Source organism: Agromyces sp. NPDC058064 (assembly GCF_042885275.1).
GTDB lineage: Bacteria > Actinomycetota > Actinomycetes > Actinomycetales > Microbacteriaceae > Agromyces.
Window position 1 is genome coordinate 1,103,436 of sequence record NZ_JBHVSE010000002.1, and the last position, 18,261, is coordinate 1,121,696.

The 18,261-nt window shown below is 70.4% G+C and carries 18 protein-coding genes and 1 tRNA gene; 15 read left to right on the top strand and 4 right to left on the bottom strand.

What is annotated here, in order from left to right:
• Position 1: 1 nt before the first annotated feature.
• Positions 2-76 (top strand) — tRNA-Val (locus tag ACFVSL_RS11005).
• Positions 77-144: 68 nt separating this feature from the next.
• Here ACFVSL_RS11005 and ACFVSL_RS11010 read toward each other — a convergent pair.
• Positions 145-738 carry a hypothetical protein gene (locus tag ACFVSL_RS11010; protein WP_386940973.1) on the bottom strand — a complete coding sequence of 198 codons (594 nt, stop codon included), beginning with the start codon at positions 736-738 and terminating at the stop codon, positions 145-147.
• A gap of 342 nt (positions 739-1,080) precedes the next feature.
• Here ACFVSL_RS11010 and thrS point away from each other — a divergent pair, with 342 nt between their 5' ends.
• Positions 1,081-3,030 carry a threonine--tRNA ligase gene (thrS, locus tag ACFVSL_RS11015; protein WP_386941137.1) on the top strand — a complete coding sequence of 650 codons (1,950 nt, stop codon included), beginning with the start codon at positions 1,081-1,083 and terminating at the stop codon, positions 3,028-3,030.
• Positions 3,027-3,611: an HIT family protein gene (locus ACFVSL_RS11020; protein ID WP_386940975.1), complete on the top strand. Its 585-nt coding sequence runs from the start codon at positions 3,027-3,029 to the stop codon at positions 3,609-3,611. The genes thrS and ACFVSL_RS11020 overlap by 4 nt, the downstream gene beginning before the upstream one ends.
• Positions 3,612-3,677: 66 nt before the next feature.
• Here the strand turns inward: ACFVSL_RS11020 and pdxY are convergent, their stop codons facing one another.
• Positions 3,678-4,529 carry a pyridoxal kinase PdxY gene (pdxY, locus tag ACFVSL_RS11025; RefSeq protein WP_386940976.1) on the bottom strand — a complete coding sequence of 284 codons (852 nt, stop codon included), beginning with the start codon at positions 4,527-4,529 and terminating at the stop codon, positions 3,678-3,680.
• A complete protein-coding gene (locus tag ACFVSL_RS11030; RefSeq protein ID WP_386940978.1) occupies positions 4,526-5,896 on the bottom strand; it encodes an aminotransferase class I/II-fold pyridoxal phosphate-dependent enzyme in 1,371 nt (456 codons plus the stop codon). The genes pdxY and ACFVSL_RS11030 overlap by 4 nt, the downstream gene beginning before the upstream one ends.
• A gap of 82 nt (positions 5,897-5,978) precedes the next feature.
• Between ACFVSL_RS11030 and pdxS the strand changes: the two genes are divergently transcribed.
• The 12 genes from pdxS to ACFVSL_RS11090 all read left to right on the top strand — a co-directional run bounded on the left by pdxS (position 5,979) and on the right by ACFVSL_RS11090 (position 17,675).
• Positions 5,979-6,869, top strand: coding sequence for a pyridoxal 5'-phosphate synthase lyase subunit PdxS (pdxS, locus tag ACFVSL_RS11035; RefSeq protein ID WP_212277305.1), 891 nt, complete (start codon positions 5,979-5,981; stop codon positions 6,867-6,869).
• On the top strand, positions 6,866-7,507 hold the full coding sequence (gene pdxT / locus ACFVSL_RS11040; RefSeq protein ID WP_386940980.1) for a pyridoxal 5'-phosphate synthase glutaminase subunit PdxT: 642 nt from the start codon (positions 6,866-6,868) through the stop codon (positions 7,505-7,507). The genes pdxS and pdxT overlap by 4 nt, the downstream gene beginning before the upstream one ends.
• 104 nt (positions 7,508-7,611) lie before the next feature.
• Positions 7,612-8,325 carry a hemerythrin domain-containing protein gene (locus ACFVSL_RS11045; protein WP_386940982.1) on the top strand — a complete coding sequence of 238 codons (714 nt, stop codon included), beginning with the start codon at positions 7,612-7,614 and terminating at the stop codon, positions 8,323-8,325.
• A gap of 40 nt (positions 8,326-8,365) precedes the next feature.
• A complete protein-coding gene (locus ACFVSL_RS11050; RefSeq protein WP_386940985.1) occupies positions 8,366-8,905 on the top strand; it encodes a DUF1697 domain-containing protein in 540 nt (179 codons plus the stop codon).
• A gap of 106 nt (positions 8,906-9,011) precedes the next feature.
• Entirely contained in the window at positions 9,012-9,767 is a 756-nt protein-coding gene (locus tag ACFVSL_RS11055) for a YebC/PmpR family DNA-binding transcriptional regulator (protein WP_157424128.1), read from the top strand.
• Positions 9,768-9,777: 10 nt separating this feature from the next.
• Positions 9,778-10,407, top strand: coding sequence for a crossover junction endodeoxyribonuclease RuvC (ruvC, locus tag ACFVSL_RS11060; protein WP_386940987.1), 630 nt, complete (start codon positions 9,778-9,780; stop codon positions 10,405-10,407).
• Positions 10,404-11,024 carry a Holliday junction branch migration protein RuvA gene (ruvA, locus tag ACFVSL_RS11065; protein WP_386940989.1) on the top strand — a complete coding sequence of 207 codons (621 nt, stop codon included), beginning with the start codon at positions 10,404-10,406 and terminating at the stop codon, positions 11,022-11,024. The genes ruvC and ruvA overlap by 4 nt, the downstream gene beginning before the upstream one ends.
• Complete coding sequence (gene ruvB / locus ACFVSL_RS11070) at positions 11,021-12,061, top strand: Holliday junction branch migration DNA helicase RuvB (protein WP_386940991.1); 1,041 nt, start codon at positions 11,021-11,023, stop codon at positions 12,059-12,061. The genes ruvA and ruvB overlap by 4 nt, the downstream gene beginning before the upstream one ends.
• 71 nt (positions 12,062-12,132) lie before the next feature.
• Positions 12,133-12,525: a preprotein translocase subunit YajC gene (yajC, locus tag ACFVSL_RS11075; protein ID WP_386940993.1), complete on the top strand. Its 393-nt coding sequence runs from the start codon at positions 12,133-12,135 to the stop codon at positions 12,523-12,525.
• A gap of 63 nt (positions 12,526-12,588) precedes the next feature.
• A complete protein-coding gene (gene secD / locus ACFVSL_RS11080) occupies positions 12,589-14,328 on the top strand; it encodes a protein translocase subunit SecD (protein WP_386940995.1) in 1,740 nt (579 codons plus the stop codon).
• Positions 14,328-15,347, top strand: coding sequence for a protein translocase subunit SecF (gene secF, locus ACFVSL_RS11085; protein WP_386940996.1), 1,020 nt, complete (start codon positions 14,328-14,330; stop codon positions 15,345-15,347). Before secD ends, secF begins: the two co-directional genes overlap by 1 nt.
• 75 nt (positions 15,348-15,422) lie before the next feature.
• Complete coding sequence (locus ACFVSL_RS11090) at positions 15,423-17,675, top strand: bifunctional (p)ppGpp synthetase/guanosine-3',5'-bis(diphosphate) 3'-pyrophosphohydrolase (RefSeq protein ID WP_157424133.1); 2,253 nt, start codon at positions 15,423-15,425, stop codon at positions 17,673-17,675.
• On the opposite strand, the gene ACFVSL_RS11095 is transcribed toward ACFVSL_RS11090, so the two are convergent.
• Positions 17,654-18,244 carry a type IV toxin-antitoxin system AbiEi family antitoxin gene (locus ACFVSL_RS11095; protein WP_386940998.1) on the bottom strand — a complete coding sequence of 197 codons (591 nt, stop codon included), beginning with the start codon at positions 18,242-18,244 and terminating at the stop codon, positions 17,654-17,656. The two genes, ACFVSL_RS11090 and ACFVSL_RS11095, sit on opposite strands and share 22 nt — an antisense overlap.
• Between the last annotated feature and the right edge of the window lie 17 nt (positions 18,245-18,261).

Below are 18,261 nucleotides of genomic sequence, written 5' to 3' on the forward strand. Positions count from 1 at the left end.
TGGGCGATTGGCGCAGCGGTAGCGCGCTTCCCTGACACGGAAGAGGTCACTGGTTCGATCCCAGTATCGCCCACCACGGAAAGCCCCGGCATCAGCCGGGGCTTTTCTCGTCTCCTGACGCGTGCGGTTCGTTCCCCCGCGTCGTCATCCGAACTGCTCGAACACGAGCGGGGGATAGGCGATGCGGGTCGAGTACCAGGCCCACGAGTCGCCCGAGGTCTGCTCGATCGCCGCCCAGCCCCCGTACGCGGGCAGGTTCTTCAGGGTGAGGCTCACGGTCTGCTTGCCGTTCACGCTCCTGGGCCCGGCCCCGACCACTGTGCCGGAGGCGGCGTAGCCGCTCGCGTTGAGCGTGACCGGGGCACCCGACTCGACGGTGAACGTGCACACGTAGGTCCCCACGCCGGTGATGCCGTAGGCGGCGGGCTCGAAGTGGATCGAGACGGCGGGATTCCGCGTGGGCGACTCGCGCCGGTCGAAGCCGGCGTAGGGCGTGACGGCGTCGGTCTGCATGATCGTCGGACGGATGAGGGTGAGGTTGGTTCTGCCCTTGCCGACGGTGTGCACGGGCGAGAGGAAGTCGATCGGGGCCCAGAAGATCGGTCCGAGCGCGAGCTCGCCGATCCGGTACTTCTCGATCCACTCCTCGAGGCGGACGTCGGGCTCGAAGTCGGCGAGTTCGATGACGCGCTCGTCGAACTCGGTGCGGGAGCCCAGTTCTTCGGATGACTCATACATGAGCGAAACTCTAGAACTTCGGGTGCCCGGCCGTCTCAGGGGCAGCACCGAGGAACCGCGGAGGAGATGGGCCGGATCCCGGTGACCGGCTTTCGCTTTCACCGGAACCCGGTGGTCCGGCCAGCGACCGGTCCACAGGGATTGTCCCCCGAATCGGGGTTGATGGGGTACACCCCCGTTCGGGTGGGCCGCGGCGCCCGGACGTCGATCCGGGCGGCCCGGCGCTGGCGACGGGCGGTCCTCGCGCACGACTACAGTTGAAGGGTTCGTTTCGAGAATTCCAAGGAGTGGATCCAGGTGGCTGACGGCTTCGAGCTCTTCACCGACCGTTCCGTTGTCGCGATGCGCGTCAACGGCGAGCTCAAGGACCTCGCGACGACGGTGACGGACGCCGACGTCGTCGAGCCCGTCACGATCGACTCGCCCGACGGGCTGAACATCCTGCGGCACTCGGCGGCGCACGTGCTCGCGCAGGCCGTGCAGTCGATCAACCCCGAGGCCAAGCTCGGCATCGGCCCGCCCGTCACCGACGGCTTCTACTACGACTTCGACGTCGCGGCGCCGTTCACCCCCGACGACCTCAAGGCGCTCGACAAGGAGATGGCGCGGATCATCCGCGCCGGGCAGCGCTTCATGCGCCGCGTCGTGACCGACGACGAGGCCCGCGCGGAGCTCGCGGACGAGCCGTACAAGCTCGAGCTCATCGGGCTCAAGGGCTCGGCCTCGACGGGCGACACGGTGCCGGGCGACTCTGGCGAGAGCGTCGAGGTCGGCGGCGGCGAGCTCACGATCTACGACAACGTCGACCCGAAGACCGGCGAGACGGTCTGGAAGGACCTCTGCCGCGGCCCGCACCTGCCGAACACGCGCATGATCGGCAACGGCTGGTCGCTCACCCGCATCGCCGCCGCGTACTGGCGCGGTTCCGAGAAGAACCCGCAGCTGCAGCGCATCTACGGCACCGCCTGGCCCACGAAGGACGAGCTGCGCGCCTACCAGCACCGTCTCGAGGAGGCCGCGAAGCGCGACCACCGCAAGCTCGGCCGCGACCTCGACCTGTTCAGCTTCCCCGAGGAGATCGGCTCGGGCCTCTCGGTCTGGCACCCCCGGGGCGGCGTCGTCCGCATGGAGATGGAGCAGCACGCCCGTCGCCGGCACATCGAGGGCGGCTACACCTACGTGTACACGCCGCACATCTCGAAGGAGGACCTGTTCCTCACCTCGAACCACCTCGTCACCTACAAGGAGGGCATGTTCCCGCCCATCGTGATGGACGAGGAGCGCGACGCCGAGGGGAACATCACCAAGCAGGGCCAGGACTACTACCTGAAGCCCATGAACTGCCCGATGCACATCCTCATCTACAAGGAGCGCGGGCGCAGCTACCGCGACCTGCCGATGCGGCTCGCCGAGAACGGCACCGTGTACCGCAACGAGCTCTCCGGTGCCCTGCACGGCCTCACCCGCGTGCGCGGCTTCACCCAGGACGACTCGCACCTCTTCGTCACCCCCGAGCAGCTCGAGGAGGAGGCGACCAAGGTCATCGACTTCGTCATCTCGATGCTGCGCGACTTCGGCCTCGACGACTTCGAGCTCGAGCTCTCGATGCGCGACGACGAGAAGGACAAGTGGATCGGCTCCGACGAGTTCTGGGAGTACTCGACGAACGCGCTCCGCAACGTCGCCCGCGCGAGCGGCCTCAAGCTCACCGAGATGCCCGGCGAGGCGGCGTTCTACGGTCCGAAGATCGACCTCAAGACGCGTGACGCGATCGGGCGCACCTGGCAGCTGTCGACCGTGCAGGTCGACCCCAACCTGCCCGAACGGTTCGACCTCGAGTTCACCGACCGCGACGGGCAGAAGAAGCGCCCGATCATGATCCACCGCGCCCTGTTCGGCTCGATCGAGCGGTTCTTCGCGATCCTGCTCGAGCACTACGCGGGCGCCTTCCCGGTGTGGCTCGCCCCCGTGCAGGTGGTCGGCATCCCCGTGGCCGACGAGTACGCGCCGTACCTCGGCGCGATCATCGAGCAGCTGAAGGGCTTCGGCGTCCGTGCCGATCTCGACGTGAGCGACGACCGCATGCAGAAGAAGATCCGCACGCACACGACGCAGAAGGTGCCGTTCCAGCTCATCGCGGGCGAGAACGACCGTTCGGCCGAGACCGTGAGCTTCCGGTTCCGCGACGGCACCCAGGAGAACGGCGTGCCGATCAACGCGGCGATCGAGAAGGTGCGCGGCGCGATCGCCGAACGCCTGCAGGTGAACACGCGGGACGACCTGTTCGCATGAGCGGCGACGGGGCGAGCTACGGGGCCGGCGAGTTCGAGGGCGTCCCGACGGACTCCTCGGCCGACCTCGCGGGGGTGCCCGACGCGTTCCAACGCCTCTGGACCCCGCACCGGCTCGTCTACATCCAGCACGGCCAGCAGCCCGACGAGCACTCGTGCCCGTTCTGCCGCGCCCCCGAGATGAGCGACGAGCAGTCGCTCATCGTGGCCCGCGGCCGGCACGCGTACGTGCTGCTCAACCTCTACCCGTACAACAGCGGGCACCTGCTCGTCTGCCCGTACCGCCACATCGCGACGTACGACGAGGCGAGCGCCGAGGAGGTCGCCGAGATCGGCCTGCTCACGCAGATCGCGATGCGGGTCGTGAAGGAGGTCTCGCACTGCGACGGCTTCAACATCGGCATGAACCAGGGTCGGATCGCGGGCGCCGGCATCGCCGAGCACCTGCACCAGCACATCGTGCCGAGGTGGGCGCTCGACTCCAATTTCTTCCCGATCATCGCCGGCACGAAAGCGCTCCCGCGCCTGCTCGGCGAAGTGCGCCAGGAGATCGCCGAGGCCTGGCCCGCAGCGGGCGAGTAGTCGCACGAAGGGGGCGCCGCGAGATCGCATCTCGCGGCGCCCCCTTCGTCGTCGGCGGAGGCGCGCTCAGCGCACCTGCCGGACCTCGAACTGCATGCGGGGGTGGGCGTAGAACTCCTGCGACTCGACGAGCTGCAGCTCGCGCTCGCCCGACTCGTGCGTGCGGGTCAGGAGGTCGAACACGCTCGACGTCGTGCGCGCGAGCGCCTCGGCGGCGTCGCCGGTGCGGCGGTAGTGCGCGGTGAAGAGCGCCGCCGTGACATCCCCGGAGCCGTTCGCCTTCATCGGCAGGCGCGGGGTCTGCACGATCCAGGCGCCGCGCTCGTCGACGGCGAGCATCTCGATCGTGCCCTCCTCGCGGTCGGGGCGCTCGACGCTCGTGACGAGCACCGTGCCGGGGCCGCCCGCGCGGGCGAGGTCGACCGAGGCGAGCGTCGACTCGAGCGTGTCGGGCTCGGTGCCCGTCAGGTAGCCGAGCTCGAACTGGTTCGGCGTGATGAGGTCGGCGGCGGGCACCACGCGCTCGCGCAGCAGCACGGGGATGGCGGGGGCCACGAAGCATCCGGACTTCGCATTGCCCATGACCGGGTCGCACGCGTAGATCGCGGTCGGGTTGGCGGCCTTCACCTTCGCGACGGTCTCGAGGATCACGTCGGCGATGCCCTCGCCGCCTTGGTAGCCCGAGAGCACGACGTCGATCTGGCCGAGCACGCCGCGGTCCTCGATGCCGGTGATGACCTCGCGGACGTCGTCGGGCGAGATGAGCGGCCCGCGCCACGCGCCGTAGCCGGTGTGGTTCGAGAAGTTGACCGTGTACACGGGCAGCACCTCGACGCCGATGCGCTGCAGGGGGAAGACGGCGGCGGAGTTGCCGACGTGGCCGTACGCCACCGCCGACTGGATCGAGAGAATCTTCACCGATCGATCATCGCACTTCGCTCGCGCACGGCGCGCACCGAGGCGCCGACGTCGGCGGCCAGGCGGCGCTGCTCGTCGTCGTCGAGCTCGTGCACGGTGAGGCGCAGGCGCTCGGATGCCCCGTGGTCGCCGAGTGCGAACTCGTCGCCCGGCCGCACGAGCCAGCCGCGGCGCATGAGCTGCTCGGACACCGCGCGCGCAGGTGCGCCGAGCGGGACCCAGACGTTGAGTCCGTCGCCGGGGGTGGTGGGCAGGCCCTCAGCGGTGAGCAGCGCGGCGAAGGCGGCGTTGCGCGCCGCGTAGTGCTCGCCCGCCGCGCGGATGCCCTCGGCGACGTCGGGGTCGGTCGCGAGGGCGTGCACGAGGCGTTGCAGCAGGTGGCTCACCCAGGTCGTGCCGGGCGTGAGGCGCATCGCGAGACGGTCGGCGGTCTCGGGGTCCGAGGCCGTGACGGCGAGGCACATGTCGGGTCCGAGGAACTTCGAGACCGATCGGACGAGCGCCCAGCGGCGGTGCTCGGCGCTGATGAGCGTGTGGTGCGGCTGCTGCGAGAGGAGCGAGTAGTGGTCGTCCTCGATGACGAGCACGTAGGGGTGCTCCGCGAGCACGGCCCGCAGTGCCGCGGCCCGGCCGGCCGTGAGGCTCGCGCCCGTCGGGTTCTGGGCGCGCGGGGTGCAGATGACGGCGCGCACGCCCTGCTCGAGTGCGGCGCGGAGCCCGTCGACGGTCATGCCCTCGTCGTCGACGGGCACCGGTACCGGGCGGTAGCCCGCGACGCGCACCGTGTGGATGCTCGTGAGGAAGCACGGGTCCTCCAGCGCGACGGCGTCGTCGCGGGTGAGCGCCTGCGCGAGGAGGCGTTCGACGGCGTCGGCCGCCCCGCTCGTGACGGTGAGCCGCAGCGGCGTGCCGTCGGGCAGGTCGGCGCCCATCCAGGCGAGCGCCGAGCGTTCGAGATCGGGGTCGATCACGGGCTCGCCGTAGAGCACCGGTCGCCGGGCGATGCCGGGGAGGACGCCGGACGGGTCGGGGATGAACGAGGCGTCGGGGTTGCCGGTGCCGAGGTCCCTGAGCGCCGTGTCGGCGGCGAATCCCTCCTGCGCGACGGCCGCGGTGCCGGCCACGCGGGTGCCGCCCCGGCCCAGTGTGACGACGACGCCCGCGTTCGTCAGCTGACGGTACGCCGAGACGGCGGTGTTGCGGTTGACGCCGAGCTGCTCGGCGAGCGCGCGCACCGGAGGCAGCGCGTCGCCCGGCCGGAGCGCGCCGCGCTCGATGAGCGTGCGCAGGCTGTCGGCGATCTCGGCCGCTGAACGGCCCTCGATGTCGATGATCTCGGCACCGTCCTTCCTCGTGTCCTCGACCATGCTATCTTTTGGCCTAAGACAAACATTCACATTGTCTGAACCGTTTGCGCAACGTCCCAGCGCCCCTCCGAGAGGATTCCTTGTGACCGTACCCGAGACGGGCTCGAGCCGCGTGAAGCGCGGCCTTGCCGAGATGCTGAAGGGCGGCGTCATCATGGACGTCGTCACGCCCGAACAGGCCCGCATCGCCGAGGACGCCGGCGCCGTCGCCGTCATGGCCCTCGAGCGCGTCCCCGCCGACATCCGCTCGCAGGGCGGCGTCGCCCGCATGAGCGACCCCGACCTCATCGACGCGATCATCGCCGAGGTCTCGATCCCGGTCATGGCGAAGGCCCGCATCGGGCACTTCGTGGAGGCGCAGGTGCTGCAGGCGCTCGACGTCGACTACATCGACGAGTCCGAGGTGCTCTCGCCCGCCGACTACGTCAACCACATCGACAAGTGGTCGTTCAACACCCCCTTCGTCTGCGGTGCGACGAACCTCGGCGAGGCGCTCCGCCGCATCAACGAGGGCGCGGCGATGATCCGCTCGAAGGGCGAGGCCGGCACCGGCGACGTCTCCGAGGCGACGAAGCACATCCGCAAGATCTCGTCGGAGATCAACCAGCTGAAGTCGATGACGCGCGACGAGCTCTACGTCGCCGCGAAGGAGCTGCAGGCGCCGTACGAGCTCGTGCTCGAGGTCGCCGAGACCGGCAAGCTCCCGGTCGTGCTCTTCGTCGCGGGCGGTGTGGCCACCCCGGCCGACGCCGCCATGATGATGCAGCTCGGCGCTGACGGCGTCTTCGTGGGCTCGGGCATCTTCAAGTCGGGCAACCCCGAGGCGCGCGCCGCGGCCGTCGTCAAGGCGACGACGTTCTACGACGACCCCTCGGTCATCGCCGACGTGTCGCGCGGCCTCGGCGAGGCCATGGTCGGCATCAACGTCGCCGACCTCGCGGCGCCGCACCGCCTCGCCGAGCGCGGCTGGTGACGACGACGCTCCGCGAGGAGTCCGTCGGCGCGGGGGAGTCGGCCGCGGCCGGCCCCCGCGTCGGCGTGCTCGCCCTCCAGGGCGACTTCCGGGAGCACGCCCAGGTGCTCGCCTCGCTCGGCGCCGACGTCTCGCTCGTGCGCCGGCCCGAGGAGCTCGCGGCCGTCGACGGCCTCGTGATCCCCGGCGGCGAGTCGAGCGTGATCGACAAGCTCTCGCGCACCTTCGGGCTGGCGGACCCGCTGCGGCGGGCGATCGCCGACGGCCTCCCCGTGTACGGCACCTGCGCCGGCCTGATCATGCTCGCCGACACGCTGCTCGACGCGATCGACGGGCAGCAGTCGCTCGGCGGGCTCGACGTCGTCGTGCGCCGCAACGCCTTCGGCTCGCAGAACCAGTCGTTCGAGACCGAGCTCGAGGTGCCGGCACTCGGCGTCGTGCCGGTGCGCGCCGTGTTCATCCGCGGGCCGGTCGTCGAATCGGTCGGCCCCGCTGCGACGCCGCTCGCGCGCCTCGCCGACGGCCGCGTCGTCGCCGTCGAGCAGGGCAATCTGCTCGGCACGAGCTTCCACCCCGAGATCACAGGCGAGCACCGCTTCCACCAGTACTTCCTCTCGAAGGTGCGCGCCCGCGCCTGAGACGTGCGCCCGCCGTTCGTGCGCCGGTCCGCCCCGCGAAGTGGGGGCGCCCGCTCAGTGCGAGCACCGATTCCGCCGCCTCGCGGCGGATCTACGGTCGCGGGATGACCAGACGACTGCCGAGCACCGGCGCCGACGACCGCGTCGTCGACGAGACCGGATGCGACACCAGCGACATCTTCATCATCCATCGCATCTTCCGCTGGGGGTACCGCGAGCTGCCGCGACTCGTGCGGGCCGTGCCCGCGGGCGACCTCGAGCGCGCGACGACCGTCGGCAACGCCGTCGAGCTCGTCGACCGGGGCCTGCACGTGCACCACGAGGGCGAGGACGAGCTGCTCTGGGACCGGCTCGAACGGCGCGAGCCCGGCTGCGCGATGCACGTCGACGTGATGAAGGCCCAGCACGCGCGGGTCTCCGAGCTGCTCGACGTCGCCGACGGGCTCCTCGCCGAGTGGCGGACGACGGCCGACCCGGCGACGGGGGAGCGGCTGGCGGCGGCGCTCGACGACGTCGGCACGACGCTCGGCGTGCACCTCGGACGCGAGGAGGCCGACATCGTGCCCGTCGCGGCGCGCATGCTCAGCCAGGCCGAATGGGAGGAGCTCGGCGAACACGGCCGCGGGGCGCTCCCGAAGGAGGCGATGCCGGTGCAGCTCGGGCTCATGATCGACGCGGTGCCCGAAGGCGAGCGCGACGAGTGGTTCCGCGCGAACCTGCCGGCGCCGGTCCGGCTGCTCTGGGCGCTGCTCATGCGGCGCAAGTACACGGCCTGGCATCGCGCCCTGTTCCCGGACGGCATGCCCGCGCTCGTCTGAGTCCGGCTCGCGTGTCGCCGGGCCGCGCTACGCTCCGCTCATGACCGAGTGGATCGCCCTGCTGCGCGGGGTCAACGTCGGCGGCATCACCGTGCGCTCCGCAGAGCTCGGCGCTCTCTTCCGGGAGCTCGGCTTCGACGGCGTGCGCACCGTGCTCGCGAGCGGCAACGTCGTGTTCGCGAGCGACGATCGCACTGCCGACGCGCCGGCGCTGAAGGCGCGCATCGAACGGGAGCTCTCCGAGCGGTTCGGGTACGAGGCGTGGATCGTGCTCGTCACCCGCCGCGAGCTCGAGCGCGCGGTCGCCGCGTTCCCGTTCGACGCCGACGACGGGTCCCGTCAGCCGTGGGTGATCTTCGGCTCGTCGAGCGAGGCGCTCGACGAGCTCGTCGCCGCGGCAGGGGAGCTCGGGCTCGACGCGTCGGTCGACCCGGTGGTGCGCGGCGAGGGCGTCGTGTACTGGAACCCGGTCAAGGGCACGACGGTCGACACGCCGTTCGCGAAGCTCCTCGCGAAGGCGCGCTACAAGCCGACCACCACGAACCGCAACCTGCGCACGCTGCACAAGGTGCTCGGCTAGCGGCCGGGGCGCGAGACATCCCGCCGTCACCCGAGCGCGCGCGCCGCGCTCGTCTAGAATGGGCTCTCGGCGGGCGGACCCGTCGAGAAGCGGATACAGGAGAGTCATGTCCGGGCATTCCAAGTGGGCGACGACCAAGCACAAGAAGGCCGTCATCGACGCGCGTCGCGCGAAGTCGTTCGCGAAGCTCATCAAGAACATCGAGGTCGCGGCCAAGCTCGGCGGCGCCGACCTGAACGGCAACCCGACGCTGTACGACGCGGTGCAGAAGGCCAAGAAGACCTCGGTGCCGAACGACAACATCGATCGCGCGATCAAGCGCGGGGCCGGCATCGGCGGCGAGGCCGTCGAGTACCTGAGCATCACCTACGAGGCGTACGGCCCCTCGGGCGTCGCCCTCATGGTCGAGGTGCTGACCGACAACAAGAACCGCGCCGCCGCCGAGGTGCGCACCGGCCTGAACCGCAACGGCGGCACGCTCGCCGACCCGGGCTCTGTGGCCTACAACTTCACCCGCAAGGGCGTCATCGTCGTCTCGGGCGAGGGCACCACCGAGGACGACGTCATGATGGCGGCGCTCGAGGCCGGCGCCGAGGAGATCGAGCCGCACGCCCAGGGCTTCGAGGTCGTCACCGATCCGTCCGACATGGTCGAGGTCCGCAAGGCGCTCCAGGAGGCCGGGCTCGACTACGAGTCGGCCGACATCGAGTTCGTGCCCAACCTCAAGGTCGAGATCGACGCCGAGACGGCGCGCAAGGTGTTCCGCCTCATCGACGCCCTCGAAGACAGCGACGACGTGCAGAACGTCTACAGCAACTTCGACCTCACCCCCGAGGTGCAGGCCGAGCTCGAGGCGGAGTAGGCCGATCGCCGTGCGGGTGCTCGGCATCGACCCCGGGCTCACCCGCTGCGGCGTCGGCGTCGTCGACGTCTCGCCGAACCGCACGGCGGAGCTCGTCGACGTCGTCGTGCTGCGTTCGCCGACCGACGCGCCGATCGAGCGACGGCTCGCCAGGATCGCCGACGGGCTCGAGGCGATATTCGACGAGCATCGCCCGCAGGCCGTCGCGCTCGAGCGGGTGTTCGCCCGCTCGGACGTGTCGACGATCATGGGCACGGCGCAGATCTCCGGCGTCGCGATGCTCATCGCCGCGCGACGCGAACTGCCGGTCGCGCTGCACACGCCCTCAGAGGTGAAGGCCGCCATCACCGGGTACGGTCGCGCCGACAAGAAGCAGGTCGGGGCGATGGTCGCTCGCATCCTCGGGCTCGAGTCGGTGCCGAAGCCGGCCGACGCCGCCGACGCGCTGGCGCTCGCGATCTGCCACGCGTGGCGCACCGGCGGGGTCGCCGGGGCCGCGATCCGCGAGGCCGCGGTCGGCGGCGCGTCCGGCGCGGCACCGTCGGCGGATGCCTCGGGGCTGACCCCGGCGCAACGGGCATGGCTCGCCGCGGAGCGCTCCGCGGCGGTGTCGGGGGCGGCCCGTAGGCTGAAGGAGTGATCTCCTCCCTCCGCGGGCGCGTCCTCGCCGCAGCCGGCAGTTCGCTCGTCATCGACGTCGGCGGCGTCGGCTTCCAGGTCAACACCACCCCGGCGCTCGTGCTCGCGAGCCGTGAGGGCCACGAGCTCGCGGTGCACACCTCGCTGATCGTGCGTGAAGACTCGCTCACGATCTTCGGCTTCGCGACCCGCGACGAGCTCGAGGTATTCGAGCTCCTGATCGGGGTCACGGGGGTCGGCCCCAAGTCGGCGCTCGGCGTGCTGTCGTCGCTCTCGCCCGAGCAGGTCGCCGAGGCAGTGCATCGCGAAGACGACGCCGTGTTCCGCAAGGTCAGCGGCATCGGCCCGAAGACGGCGAAGCTCATCACCGTCTCGCTCGCCGGCAAGCTCGCGCCGCCGGCGGCGCGCAGCACCGCGACGCCCATCGCGTCGGGCGGCGTCGCCGACAGCGTGCTCGCGGCGCTCACCGGCCTCGGGTGGACCGAGCGGGTCGCCGCCGAGGCGCTCGACGAGACGCTCGCCGGCGCGAGCGAGGTCGAGTCCGCCTCCGTGCCGACGATGCTGCGCCTGACGCTGGCGCGGCTCGGGCCCGCGCAGCAGGGCGGGAGGGGCCGGTGAACGGCGCCGACGACCTGACCGATCCCGAACTCGCCTCCGAGGCCGAGCTCGCGTTCGAAGGTGCACTGCGGCCCCGCAGCCTCGGCGAGTTCGTGGGGCAGACGCGGGTGCGCGGCCAGCTGCAGCTCCTCCTGACGGCAGCCGCCATCCAGCAGCGCACGCCCGACCACATCCTGCTCGCGGGCCCGCCAGGCCTCGGCAAGACCACGCTCGCGATGATCGTCGCCCACGAGGGCGGGCGCCCGCTCCGCATGTCGAGCGGGCCGGCGATCCAGCACGCGGGCGATCTCGCCGCCATCCTCTCCTCGCTCGTGCCCGGCGAGGTGCTCTTCATCGACGAGATCCACCGCATGGCGCGCTCGGCCGAGGAGATGCTCTACCTCGCCATGGAGGACTTCCGTATCGACATCATGGTCGGCAAGGGCGCCGGCGCGACCTCGGTGCCGCTCGACCTCGCCCCCTTCACCCTCGTCGGCGCGACGACGCGCGCAGGCCTGCTGCCCAACCCGCTCCGCGATCGCTTCGGCTTCACCGCCCACCTCGAGTTCTACGCCGAGTCCGAGCTCGAGCAGGTGCTCGTACGGGCGGCGGCGATGCTCGGCCTCGACACCGACCGGGCCGCACTGGCCGAGATCGCGGGCCGCTGCCGCGGCACGCCGCGCATCGCCAACCGGCTGCTGCGACGCGTGCGCGACTACGCGCTCGTGCACTCGGGCCGCGCCGACCTCGATGCCGTGCGCGCGGCGCTCGAGCTCTACGACGTCGACGCGCTCGGCCTCGACCGGCTCGACCGGGCGGTGATGGAGACGATCCTCACGAGGTTCGGGGGCGGTCCGGTCGGGCTCAACACGCTCGCCGTCTCCGTCGGCGAGGAGGCCGAGACGATCGAGGCGGTCGTCGAGCCCTTCCTCGTGCGCATCGGGCTCGTCACGCGCACCCCGCGCGGGCGGGTCGCGACCCCCGCCGCCTGGCGGCATTTCGGTCTCACCGAGGCCGCTCCCGACGCGGCAGCGGCGCTTCCGATCGATGACCTATAATCCATTGAGGCTCGTCCCTCAACGCCACTGACTTCGTGCGCCCCGCGCACACCGGAAGGTACTTCTCCCTCATGACGTTCGACCCGTTCACTCTCATCATGCTCGCCGTGCTCGCGGTGCTGATCTTCTTCATGTTCCGCAACTCGCGCAAGCGTCAGGCCGAGGCTCGCGAACTGCAGTCGAAGGTCCAGGTGGGCGCGAAGGTCATGACCAACTTCGGCGTCTTCGGCACCATCCTCTCGATGGACGAGGAGGAGAACCAGGTGCTCCTCGAAACCTCGCCCGGCACGATCCTGACGGTGCACCGCCAGACGATCGCGCGCGTGGTCGAGCCCGTCGAGGGCTCCGACGAGGCGCCGGCGGCCGTCGAGGGCGAGCCCGAGTTCGGTGAGCGCGTCTCCGACGCCGCCGACGACGCGCCGACCACCGACGAGACGCCCGACACCAAGAAGTCGGACGACTAAGACTCACCCCCGAGGCTCGGCCCGCGCGATGCTGCGCGGGCTCCTGCAGAGAAAGCAGAACACGTGGCTGCACCATCGAAGCGGTCATCCCGGCCGACGCCCGTCCGCAAGGCATGGCGTTCCCTCACCTGGCTGGGTGTCATCATCGCGCTCCTGTTCGGTATCAACGCGGCGGGGGTGATCTGGGGCGAAGGCTCCTGGACCCCGAAGCTCGCCCTCGACCTCGAGGGCGGCACGCAGATCATCCTCGCGCCGAAGGTCGAGTCGGGCGCCGACGTCTCGCAGGAGCAGCTCGACCAGGCGGTGGCGATCATCCGCCAGCGCGTCGACGCCTCCGGCGTGGCCGAGGCCGAGATCAACACCGAGGGCGACAACGTCGTCGTCCGCATCCCGGGTGAGCTCGACGACCAGACCCGCGCGCGCATCGAGCAGTCGGCGAAGCTCGAGCTGCGGGCGGTCCTGCTCGCCGACGCGGCCACGAACCAGGCGATCGAGCCGAGCGCGAGCCCGTCGCCGAGCGACGCGCCCGAGGAGGAGCTCGAGTCGACGCCGACCGCGGTGCCGACCGACGGCAGCGACCCGGCGTGGGTCACTCCGGCGCTCCAGGCCGAGTTCGACTCGTACAACTGCGCGCAGATGGACGAGACCACCGAGGTCGCCCCGGCCGACGAGCCGCTCGTCACCTGCGACGTGAGCCGCACGGCGAAGTACCTGCTCGGCCCGGTCGAGGCGAGCGGCGAGAACATCGTCGACGCCACCAACGGCATGGTCCAGACGCAGACCGGCGCCTCCACCGGCCAGTGGGCCGTCAACATCGTCTTCGACGACGAGGGCACCGACGACTTCGCCAAGGTCTCGACCCGACTCTTCGGCCTCCAGGGCCAGACGCCCCGCGACCAGTTCGCGTTCGTGCTCGACGGCGCGGTGCTCACCGCCCCCGCCATGAACGGCGCGATCACCGACGGTCGGCCGCAGATCACCGGCAGCTTCACGCAGGAGAGCTCGAAGGCCCTCGCCGACCAGCTCAAGTTCGGTGCGCTCCCGATCAGCTTCACGGTGCAGTCGACCGAGACCATCTCGCCGACGCTCGGTACCTCGCAGCTCCAGTCGGGCCTGCTCGCCGGCCTCATCGGCCTCATCCTGGTCGTGATCTACACGCTGTTCCAGTACCGCGCGCTCGGTTCGGTGACGATCGCCTCGCTCGTCATCGCGGCGATCATCACGTACCTCACGATCACGATCCTGTCGTGGCGCGAGGGCTATCGACTCTCGCTCGCGGGCATCGCCGGCCTCATCGTGGCGATCGGCTTCACCGCCGACTCGTTCATCGTGTACTTCGAGCGAGTCCGAGACGAACTCCGAGACGGCCGGCCGCTGGTCGGCGCCGTCGAGGCCGGATGGAAGCGGGCGTTCCGCACGATCCTCGCCTCGAAGGGCGTCAACCTCCTCGCCGCGATCGTGCTGTTCATCCTCGCGGTCGGCAGCGTCAAGGGCTTCGCCTACACGCTCGGAATCACCACGATCATCGACGTCATCGTCGTGATCCTCTTCACCCACCCGATGCTGCAACTGCTCGCGCAGACGCGGTTCTTCTCCAGCGGCAACCCGTGGTCGGGTCTCGACCCGAACGCGCTCGGTGCCGTCTACCGGGGCCGTGCCGAGTTCCGCAAGCCCACCGCCGAGGTGGCGGGCAAGAAGGCGGCGTCGAGCGCCAAGGAGGCGCAGCGGCGTCAGACGATCGCCGAGCGCAAGGCCGCGGCGGTCGGTGCCGGCGATACCTCGAACGAAGGGAAGGAGTCCTGATGGCCAACCGTCTGACCACCTTCGGCAATGACCTCTACACCGGCAAGCGCTCGTTCAACTTCGTCGGCGGCCGCAAGAAGTGGTACGCGATCATCGGCGTGTTCGTGCTGCTCTCGGTGGTCGTCCCCCTCTTCACCGGGGTGAACTTCAGCATCGAGTTCCGCGGCGGATCGCAGTTCCAGATCTCCGACGTCGAGAACGCCACCGCTGAGCCCGCGATCGAGGCCGTCGAGTCGGTGGTGCCCGAGGCGACCACGAAGGTCACCATCGTCGGCGGCACCGGCGTGCGCGTGCAGACCGACCAGCTCTCGCAGGACGAGTCGCACGAGGTGACCTCGGCACTCGCCGAGGCGTACGACGTGCCCGAGTCCGAGGTGACCAGCTCGTTCATCGGCCCGAGCTGGGGTGCCGACGTCACCCGCCAGGCCGTGGTCGGCCTGATCGCCTTCGTGCTGCTCGCCGCCGTCATCATGGCGCTCTACTTCCGCACGTGGAAGATGTCGGCCGCCGCGATCATCGCGCTCATGGTCGACCTCGTGGTCACGACCGGCATCTACGCCGCCGTCGGCTTCGAGATCAGCCCCGCCGCGATGATCGGTATCCTCACGATCCTCAGCTACTCGCTCTACGACACCGTCGTGGTCTTCGACAAGATCCGCGAGAACACCGCCGAGGACGGCGAGCAGTCCCGTCGGACCTTCGCGGAGTCGGTGAACCTCGCGGTGAACCAGACCCTCGTGCGGTCCATCAACACGAGCGTGGTCGCGGCCCTGCCGGTCGCGGCGATCCTCTTCATCGGCGCCGGGGTGCTCGGGGCCGACACGCTCCGCGACATCTCGCTGGCACTGCTCATCGGCATCCTCGTGGGCACGTGGTCGACCGTGTTCCTCGCCGCACCGCTGTACTCGCAGCTGCGCGAGCGGGAGCCGGCGATCCATCGCCACGACCTCAAGGTCCTGAAGGAGCGCGAGCGCGCCGTCGGCGCCTCGACCTCGGCTGAGGCCCTGCCGACCGCATGACGTTCGCCCCCGGCGTGCTTCGCTGTGCACGCCTCACCCTCCGGAGCGGTGATAATTGAGTTCTGGAGGTGAGGCGTGACGGAGACCGGGGTCAACTCAACCGCTTCGCTGCGCCGCCTGGTGCCGCGGATCTTCTCGAAGGCCCAGCCCTCGGGAGCGGTCGACACGCTGCTGCGGACGGTGCGGATGCACCACCCGAAGGCCGACCTCGCGCTCGTCGAGCGCGCCTACACGGTCGCGGATCGTGCGCACGAGGGCCAGAAGCGCAAGAGCGGCGAGCCGTACATCACGCATCCGATCGCGGTCGCGCAGATCCTCGCCGATCTCGGCATCGGGTCGAAGACCGTCGCCGCCGCCCTGCTGCACGACACGGTCGAAGACACCGCGTACACCCTCGATGAGGTGCGGGCCGACTTCGGCGACGAGATCGCGATGCTCGTCGACGGCGTCACGAAGCTCGACAAGGTCAAGTACGGCGACTCCACCCAGGCCGAGACCGTCCGCAAGATGATCGTCGCGATGTCGAAGGACATCCGGGTGCTCATCATCAAGCTCGCCGACCGCCTGCACAACGCGCGGACCTGGGGCTTCGTGCCCGCCGCGTCGGCGAGCCGGAAGGCGACCGAGACGCTCGAGATCTACGCGCCGCTCGCGCACCGGCTCGGCATCCAGGCGATCAAGTGGGAGCTCGAGGACCTCTCCTTCGCGGTGCTTTATCCGAAGCTCTACGCCGAGATCGAGAGCCTCGTCAAGCAGCGCACGCCGCAGCGCGAGGAGTTCGTCCAGAACGTCATCGACCTGGTCAACGACGACCTCAAGGCCGCGAAGATCCGCGGCAAGGTCGTCGGCCGGCCGAAGCAGTACTACTCGATCTACCAGAAGATGATCGTCAGGGGCCGCGACTTCGACGAGATCTACGACCTCGTCGGCATCCGCGTGCTCGTGAACTCGGTCCGCGACTGCTACGCCGTGCTCGGCGCGATCCACGCCAGGTGGACGCCGCTGCCCGGCCGCTTCAAGGACTATATCGCCACGCCGAAGTTCAACCTCTACCAGTCGCTGCACACGACGGTCCTCGGGCCGAAGGGCCGCGCCGTCGAGCTCCAGATCCGCACCCATGACATGCACCAGCGGGCCGAGTACGGTGTCGCCGCCCACTGGAAGTACAAGGAGCAGACGACCGGAAAGTCGTCGGGCGGCCCGGCGATGCAGAGCGAGACCGACATGGCCTGGCTCGCCCACATCTCCGACTGGCAGGCCGAGACGGCCGACCCGGGCGAGTTCCTCGACTCCCTCCGCTTCGAGATCGGCGCGAAGGAGGTCTACGTCTTCACGCCGAAGGGCCGGGTCATCGGGCTGCCCGCCGGTGCGACGCCCGTCGACTTCGCGTACGCCGTGCACACCGAGGTCGGCCACCGCACGATGGGCGCCAAGGTGAACGGCCGGCTCGTGCCGCTCGAGAGCGAGCTGTCGAGCGGCGACGTCGTCGAGGTCTTCACCTCGAAGAACCCCGACTCGGGCCCGAGCAAGGACTGGCTCAACTTCGTCAAGAGCCCCCGCGCGCGCAACAAGATCCGCCAGTGGTTCACGAAGGAACGCCGCGACGAGGCGATCGAGCAGGGACGCGACTCGATCGCCCGCGCGATGCGCAAGCAGAACCTGCCGCTGCAGAAGCTCATGAGCCAGGAGTCGTTCGCCGAGGTCGCGGCGCTGCTGCGCTACGACGACGTGTCGTCGCTCTACGCCGCGGTCGGCGAGGGGCACGTCTCGACGCAGTCCGTGCTCGAGAAGGTCGTCGCGCTCGTCCGCGACGTCGACGACGTCGACGAGCCCGACCTGCCGCTGCCGGTGCGCACCCGTCCGTTGCCACGGCACGCCGAGTCGGGGGTGCTCGTGCGCGGCGCGCCCGACATCCTCGTGAAGCTCGCACGCTGCTGCACCCCGGTGCCCGGCGACGAGATCGTCGGCTTCGTGACGCGCGGCGCCGGCGTGTCGGTGCATCAGGCGAACTGCCACAACGTGCAGTCGCTCCTCCGCGAACCCGAGCGCATGATCGACGTCGAGTGGGCGCCGAGCTCGAAGAGCGTGTTCCTCGTGCAGATCCAGATCGAGGCGCTCGACCGGGCCGGGCTGCTCTCGGACGTGACCCGCGTGCTCTCCGAGCACCACGTCAACATCCTCTCGGCGAACGTGTCGACCTCGACCGACCGCCTCGCGCTGAGCCGCTTCGTCTTCGAGATGGGCGACACGACGCACCTCGACCGCGTGCTCAACGCGGTGCGCCGGATCGACGCCGTGTACGACGTCTACCGCGTCAGCGACGGCTGAGCCGAGGCCGCTCCGACGCGATCGGCCCGCTGGGCCCGTGCGAATCGCCTGCGGGCCAGTGCGAGGTGCGGCAGCCGGTGCGCCGTCGCGATCCGCGACCGCACCAGCTCGGCAACGCCCGCGTGCGCCTCGACGAGTCGCGCGACGACGAGTTCGGCGACGCCGTCGTCGAGCGCCGGGTCGCGGAGGAGGTCGACCGCGGTGCGCGCCGGCGTCGTGCAGCGCGCACTCCCGAGTGCGAGCACGTCGTCGCCGTCGATGACGACCTCGCGCACGCAGGCGCCCGGACCGGCGACAACCGCCACGCGTTCGTGCAGCGGCACGCAGAACTGCGCGGTGCGGGGCGGAGCGTCGAGCGCACCGTGCACCCACGCCGCCGAGAGCCGCTCGATGATGAGACGGCGCGGCACGCGGAGCGCCACCGCCTCGGCGCGGAAGGCCGGAAGATCGGGTTCGTCGACGGGAGCCCAGCCCTCGTCGATCACGAACAGCTCGCCGTCGATGCGTGCGGCGCACAGCTCGGCGAGCGGGAGGTCGTCGGTGCCGAGCACCCGGGGGAGTCGTGCCATCCGCCCATGCTGGAGCA